General features: G+C 58.2%; 7 protein-coding genes. 3 read left to right on the top strand and 4 right to left on the bottom strand.

What is annotated here, in order from left to right; translation table 11 throughout:
- The coding region (locus IPF85_RS25385) for a hypothetical protein (RefSeq protein ID WP_343410840.1) at positions 1-396 on the bottom strand (396 nt) is incomplete at its 3' end.
- Positions 397-549: 153 nt separating this feature from the next.
- Positions 550-789, bottom strand: coding sequence for a hypothetical protein (locus tag IPF85_RS25380; RefSeq protein WP_343410839.1), 240 nt, complete (start codon positions 787-789; stop codon positions 550-552).
- A gap of 218 nt (positions 790-1,007) precedes the next feature.
- Here IPF85_RS25380 and IPF85_RS25375 point away from each other — a divergent pair, with 218 nt between their 5' ends.
- From IPF85_RS25375 to IPF85_RS25365, 3 genes are all read left to right on the top strand, one after another.
- Positions 1,008-1,190 (top strand): hypothetical protein, encoded by a 183-nt coding sequence (locus IPF85_RS25375; protein ID WP_343410838.1) that lies wholly within the window; start codon positions 1,008-1,010, stop codon positions 1,188-1,190.
- A 609-nt stretch (positions 1,191-1,799) separates the two neighbouring features.
- Positions 1,800-1,961 (top strand): hypothetical protein, encoded by a 162-nt coding sequence (locus IPF85_RS25370; RefSeq protein ID WP_343410837.1) that lies wholly within the window; start codon positions 1,800-1,802, stop codon positions 1,959-1,961.
- A gap of 1,272 nt (positions 1,962-3,233) precedes the next feature.
- A complete protein-coding gene (locus IPF85_RS25365; protein ID WP_343410836.1) occupies positions 3,234-3,359 on the top strand; it encodes a hypothetical protein in 126 nt (41 codons plus the stop codon).
- Between the two features lie 486 nt (positions 3,360-3,845).
- Here the strand turns inward: IPF85_RS25365 and istB are convergent, their stop codons facing one another.
- Both istB and istA read right to left on the bottom strand, forming a co-directional pair.
- Positions 3,846-4,661, bottom strand: coding sequence for an IS21-like element helper ATPase IstB (istB, locus tag IPF85_RS25360; protein WP_343410835.1), 816 nt, complete (start codon positions 4,659-4,661; stop codon positions 3,846-3,848).
- Entirely contained in the window at positions 4,658-6,175 is a 1,518-nt protein-coding gene (gene istA / locus IPF85_RS25355) for an IS21 family transposase (protein WP_343410834.1), read from the bottom strand. Before istA ends, istB begins: the two co-directional genes overlap by 4 nt.
- Between the last annotated feature and the right edge of the window lie 121 nt (positions 6,176-6,296).

Below are 6,296 nucleotides of genomic sequence, written 5' to 3'. Positions count from 1 at the left end.
GGTGTTCATGGCCCAGGCGTTGTTGGCTGCGCCTGATCCCACTGCCCGCGCGGTAATTTCAGTCGGAGCTGCTGCTGCCGTGGTAGCGCAGCACGGTGATGCCGCTGGGCCGCCACTTTCGGCGACGAGATCGGCGTCGGCGTGGACAAAGCTGCCATTCCAGTACGCGTGCGTTGCCGCCGCAGGGCGGGCTGGCAGACGGCGGACGCCTGCGCGCCGTGAATGGTCATTGCGGCGGCGCGCCGGGTCGGGCGCGGTCAGGCGGACGTCGTCCAGGTAGAAGGCGGCATTGGCGCCGCTGCTGTCATTATGCCAGGTGATGCGCAAAGCTGGGCGCGGATCGGCCAGGAAAGACTCGGCCAGGATGGCGACTTCGGCCCAGGCGCTGGCCGGCAATACCGCCGGGCAGGCAGATACTGGTTGAGCGCCACGGGCGGCTGTTCACCGCCCCGTCGCTGGTCTGCAACAGCACCTGGATGATCTGGCCGCCCACGCCGCCGCCGTGAAATGGCAAAGCGCAGGGTGTCATAGGCAGTGACGGGAATGGCTTCATGACGCAGGCTGAGGCCGCCCCAGTTGTTGGGTGTACTGCACGGAGATGGCTCGAACGGGCAGGCCGCCTGACCGGGTCGGCCGCGCCGAAGCTGGCGGTTGTGCCCCAACGCCAGTTCTACAGCCGCTGGCGAGCGAGTCGGTGTAGATGGGGAGGGTCAGCAGCAGCGGCGCGTTACTGCGGCGCCAGCACGAACGCCCCGAGGTAATCAACGTGAGCAACAATCGGCGTAACATGGGCGTACCTCCTGGGGCGGGTTGAAATCACTCCCGCCTTGTGTAATCATGAGACATTGCCAGCGTTTCGGCATAACGCGCCGCAGGCTAGACAATCAAGCTTCTGCGCTGCGTGATGCCTCTCTGTCCTGTCGAGATGGCTGCCTGAACTGAGTGTGGTATAATACCTGTACAAAGTCCGTGATTGACGTGAATGCCTAAGTATGGGAGAATGGTAAATGTTTCATCAAACAATGACAAATGCCTGGTCGGGCCAGGGCAATCGTATTCTTGCCGAAAGAACTTTCGCGGTGCTGTTGATCGCTTGGTGTCCGCACAATACCAGCCGTTCTGACTTCATCGAACAGGCGGTGCGTAGTTTCCCGGTACAACGCAGACGCGTAAGAGCAAAATGCCCGTGATCTCGAGATCATCAATCAGTTAGCTTGAAAACCTCAATCGAGAAGCCGAAGACGTGCCGACTTACCAGGCTGCTCTATGAAACGCGGTGACCTGTATCGAGGGACAAATCCCCGGGCGACTCCCAAGAAGCCGCGCGTGTTCGTGGTCGGGAGCAGACAGGTCTTGATTGACTCCTGCCCTCCACAGTCATTTGCGCGCCTGTTTATCGAATCACGACGGCTTGTCAACACAGGTGCTGGATTGGGACGGGTTAGCGCTTCGAAGCACGACAGCAGCATTCACTGTGATGAATTGGTGAGCCCCGCCCAACGCACTGCTGCTGGACTGGACTACATTGGTGCGTTGACCCCTGGGAGACTGGATGGGTATGCTGAGCCAGGCGTTGCGAGCTGCCCTTTACCTGCTAGACAACCAGAACTGCCGCCAGGCAGTGCTCTACTACTTCCTCCTAGTTTTGATCCCAGCAAGATCCATATTACGAAGCCCTGGCTGCTGCTCAGGGAAAAGGTGTAAAATCGCGCCATCGCGCCTGCTGCCGTCCCGGCATTTACGCTGTAGCTGCCGCCGACGTTGCCGCCGGGAAGCTGGCCGGCGGGGGATGGCAAATCGTGCCGTATTTGCCCGAAGTATCCCTGGTTGGCGGTCAGGCGATGCTGACACGTTCTCCGACCGGGCACCGGCTGTCCGTCTTTGAACAGGCGGATGCGATAGTCACCCTGCGGCTGACCGCCATCCACGCTGCTGTGAACGAAGGCGAGCTGCATCTCTAGCTCACCGCCGCCGTTGTCCCGGGAAGCCAGCCGCTGTGCGCACTTCCCTTGAACTTGCAGCCGTCGCCGCCAATGCCCGCGCAGGGGTCTGCAACTGGTGGCGGGGCTGGGGTGTTGGTGGGGTGAACGATTACGCGCTGCGGGTGTTGGTGGGTCGCACCGGGGTGTTGCGGGTGGCACGGAGGTGTCGGTGGGGAGCGGGCGGGGCCGTGGGCAAAGTGCAGTCGGTGATTACGGGGGCATGTGGCAACCGGCGTAGTCGGTCGGCAGCGGCAGCGGTGGTTGGTCGCCGGCACGGCGGTGGCGGTGGCCGGCGGTTCTCGCTTGGGCCTCGCCCATGGGGTGGCGGCCGGGCCAGAGCGCCGCAGCCTGTCAGCAGGAATAGGGGCCAGGCTGCGCCCGTGGAAAGAGCGGTTTCGCCACACAGGCTTGTGCCGCGGGGATTACAGGCGGGCGCAGGCTGCAGCGGTTTGCTTGGCAACGGCAGGCGAACGGGATAGGGACGGAAAAAGCGTGGCATCGGACGTCCTTTGTTTTCAGGTTGACTCGGTTCGCCGCTGGGCGACCGGTCGCCGGGTTGCGTGGGGCGCCAGGCGAGTCGATTCTACCACGAGGGCGCGAAAAATCGGCGAAGCGGTGATGCCGCGCCGCAATTTCAACGGGCCGCACGTGCGCGCATGTCCTCTCAACCGGTCATTTCAATCGGTTATTTTGCCGGCTAGCCTTGCCGGCTATTTCGAGATGAAAGGTATGATCTGCTTGCCACCCAGGTTGACATCGCTGCGGGTGAAATAACCTGGTTGTCAAAATCGAGCAGTTGCACACGCCAGTAGATAAACCAGGCACGACCAGGCCGGTCGGTGTCCAGGTTGAAAGTTGTCGGTGTTGAGAGTGACTGGCGCGGGAAAGTTTCGCTGCGGTCCCATTGCACACGGCATGGCGGCAGTATGCGCTGGGCTGCCAGCGGAAGAAGGTAGGTGATGCGCCGGTCACCGCTGGGCAGCGGTGACAGCAGCGGCTGTCAAACGAAAAGTAGGCCAAATGATGAACGAAAATAGGGCCAGTCGTGCTACTGGGGTGTAGCGGTTGATAATTGAAAACAGGGCCGTTTGATGATGACAAACCAGGCCATTTGACAATCGAAAAATAGGCCACCCCTAGATTTCGGGTGTCATGAATCTCGGGATGGGTTGGTCAACCCACTGTGCCAATGAAGCGTGAGACACTTCAGCGGCTGAATTTAGTGTACAATTCAGATAGGGAGAATTGTACATGTCAGACGAAAAAACCGTTCAAGCCAGTCATGACGACCAGCGTGGGGGCGATGCAGTCAACACGCCAGACCCGGAAGTAGTGCCGAAGGCCGAGCGGCGGCGTCGAGTCGCTCGTCACGCCTGACGCAATCGCTCTCCCACTTGCGCCTTTGCCGCCCTTAAGCTACACTGCTGTGAGCGGGACGGAGGATAGTGCGCCGCTGGGGAGCGACACGAGCGCCGATCCCGTTGACGGTGTAGCTGGGCAGAGTCGCATGAATGCGGCTCTGCCCGCATCGCTCCCAATCAAGGAGCTACACTGTCAATAAAGCGAAAAACCCTGACGTTCGGTGCGGCGAGCTCCGCTCCAGTCGGCGCCAACTGGCTCTGCCTGTCTCGCGGAGCCGCCAGCACCTCAAGCCCGCACACTAAATTCCGACCTTGAGTTGTCTCAAAGCTATTGGCACATTCCGGTGGAATTTGACCGGCCCTGCAGTTGGGCCGGTCAAATTCCACGGTTCATCTTGACCATTGACGAGTTGGCGGGCTGTGCTACACTGCGCGTGCGATGGCGACGGCGAGCAGGACCAGCCCTGCTTTCAGACTCCTGAGTCGGAGCCAACGGTTATGGTCAATGCTCAGTGGGTGGTGGGTCCTCCTTTATGGGGCGAGATGTCAGGTTAGGGGGCGGGGGAGCGCCAGTGACCACTTGGAGGCGCTGACGGAAGCGATAGGATTCGCCGACGAATTCGAGGATATGGGCGCGATGGGTCAGGCGATCCAAGAGGGCGGCCGTGAGGCGTTCATCACCAAAGACCTGCGTCCATTCAGCAAAATGGAGGTTGGTGGTGATGATGAGAGCGACTTTTTCATGCAAGGCGGAGCAGAACTGAAAGATGAGTTGTGCGCCGGTGGCTGAGAAGGGGATAAAGCCGAGTTCATCCAAAACGACGACCTGAAAGCAAGCGGCGGTCTTGATGAACTTGGTCAAGGAATGTTGGTCTTGGGCCTGGATCAGTTCATTGACCAGGCCGGCGGCATTGAAGAAACGGACTTTGTGACCCTGGCGACAGGCCAGCAGAGACAAGGCAATGGCCACATGGGTTTTTCCTAAGCCTGGATTGCCAACCATGAGAATAGGTTCGGCTTTACGGATATAGTTGCCCTTGCTAAGTTCGAGGAGTTGCGCCTTGTTGAACTGGGGTAGCATCGTGAAATCAAAGTCTGCCAGTTCCTTGATGACTGGAAGACGGGCTTCTTTGATGAGGCGCATTTGGCGATTGCGTTCGCGTTGAGCTATCTCTTGCTCGGTCAAGGCCAAGAGATAGCGTTCATAGTTGAGGTTGGCGCTGGCCGCATCCTCGGCGAATTTGTGATAGTTGCGCCGGAAAGTACTGAGTTGGAGCTGTTTGAGGTAGGTATCCAGCAGCATGGTTGATTGCATCATTGACCTCCCTGTAACAATTGATTGTAGCGACCCAGATCAACTTGTTGCGTATGAATCTGCTGCAAGTGGGGTTGGCTGGTCAAATCAACGGTCGGGACAGGGGTATCAGGATGGGCCAAACGGTGCAAGCAGAGCGTGACGCCGTCCGCATGGATACAACCGAGTTGAAGGGCCGCATGCATCGCTTGTTCGATAAGGGTCTCGGGATAATCTCGGTGTAATTTGAGCACCTTAACAAACTCGCGAATTTCCTGACCATCCGACAATCGTTCTTTCAGTTTGGCTAAGAACTTCTCGTAGACCGCTGGCCACCGGGAACGCCACTGACGCAAAGGTTTGGCATGTTCGAAGGCGCCGGGTCGTTGTTCCAGGAGAGTCAAATAGTGCAGCGGATCGTAAATATCCTGTTCGCGTGCATAGCAGCGGGCATGGTTGGCAATGACTTTATCCAGGTGCAAGACCTCCATGTGAAATGGGTAGGCCCTTACAATCAGGTTGCGATAGCTGTCATCAACGGGAACTGAGTAGCGGTTGGTCTGGAAAGCAACCTGGCTGTACGGGGTCAGCACCACCGGCACGGTGACGCAACATGCCACATCGCAGGTGGGCAAGGGGCGCAGAGCGGAGCATTCCTGCTTCCACGCCTCGCCAATGGTGTGAGGTTGTCCTTTGATCCGGCGTTTATCTTCGGCTTGACACGCTGCTAATAAGTGATTGTTCAGTTCCTCGAAGGAGGTGACCTTGGGCAGTGGCACCATGAAATTGCGGCGCCCATATCCTACGGCGTGTTCGACCCCTCCCTTCTCATGCCCTTCGCCGGGCGTACAGAAGTGACTCTCGAACAGATAGTGACTGCGAAAGACCGTGAACGCGCGTTGCTCTTCGCGCTTGTGACCCTGCAAGATACGCAAGACGGCCGTCTTGAGGTTATCATAGCTCAATCGCTGCGGAACTCCACCAAAGAAGTGGAACGCTTGCACATGAGCCTCCAGGAATGATTCCTGGTTTTGCCGAGGATAGGCCCGAACGAAGGTTCGGCGGGAGTAGTTCAAGCGCATCGTGAACACCTGAACGGTGATCTGCTCTCCGTTCATCATCACATCCGCTTCGCCCCAGTCAACCTGGGCATCCCGGCCCGCATCGAACTCTAGCGGCAAGAATGTCGCCGGTCGTTTGTGCTCATTCCGCCATGCACTGATGTAACCGCGCACGGTTGATTCTGCACCGCTATACCCTTTCGCTTGCACCGCCTCGAACATCTTGTGCGCTGTGTAACGTTGTTTGCGTGGTAGTTTCTTGTTCCCTTCCAGCAACTCGTCAATCATCGCCTTGTACGCCCCCAATACCGGCGCTGGCCGAGGCTCTGTCAACTTGTATCCTGTTGGCTTTGCCTCGTCAATCGCCTTTTCGACCGTTGTTCGTGAGCGTTTCAACTCACGCGCAATTTGCCGAATCGTCTTGTGTTCCAAGTAGTACGCTCGTCGGATGATCTCGCGTTCGTCCACTGTGACCATTGCTCCCTCGCTATCATTAGAATTGGTGCTCTTCGCACCCCCCAATGATAGCAATTTTCGTCCAAGTGGCTCTCTTTTCGATCATCAAATTCATCTCCCCTGGCCTACTTTTATATTATCA

Origin of the sequence: Candidatus Amarolinea dominans (assembly GCF_016704685.1) — a bacterium.
In the GTDB taxonomy this organism is placed as follows: domain Bacteria; phylum Chloroflexota; class Anaerolineae; order SSC4; family Amarolineaceae; genus Amarolinea; species Amarolinea dominans.
This window is presented reverse-complemented; position numbering and strand designations above follow the sequence as displayed.